We start from the raw sequence: 506 nt of genomic DNA, 5'->3' as shown, positions 1-506 counted from the left end.
ACTGACCCCCATAAGTTGGACACCACTTATGGGGGTTATTTTATGCGTTACGATCTAGACTTTAAGATCAAAGTCATTGCATACTACAAACAAGGACATAGTAGCAGTGCGACAGGTGAAAAGTTTTCTGTAAATCCAAGGTTTGTCAGCAAATGGATTGAACAATATCAACATGGCGGTATAGACGCCATTAAACCTAAGACCAGTAAAACTAAATACAATAGTGAGTTTAAGTATAAAGTGCTCGCTGTAATGTTAGCAGAAGGACTAAGTCAATCTGAAACTGCCCTTAGGTTTACTATCAGCTCACCTGCACTTATTAGCCACTGGCATAAAGCCTACCGCCTCTACGGTATGTCTGGACTCACATCCAAATATAAAGGTAGTACTATGGCATCTCCTATCACAGACAAACCTGATAACGAAAAGACCTTAGCAGAGCTCAAGCGTGAGAATGAGTATTTGCGTGCGGAGAATGCTTATCTAAAAAAGCTCGATGCACGGCT

At 41.1% G+C, this 506-nt stretch carries 1 protein-coding gene; it reads left to right on the top strand.

The genetic code is table 11. The annotated features are described in order from the left end of the window. Positions 1-42 precede the first annotated feature (42 nt). On the top strand, positions 43-506 hold a 464-nt coding region (locus ACTXGO_RS16310; protein WP_443575263.1), incomplete at its 3' end, for a helix-turn-helix domain-containing protein.

This window comes from Psychrobacter sp. T6-1 (genome assembly GCF_052258445.1).
This window is presented reverse-complemented; position numbering and strand designations above follow the sequence as displayed.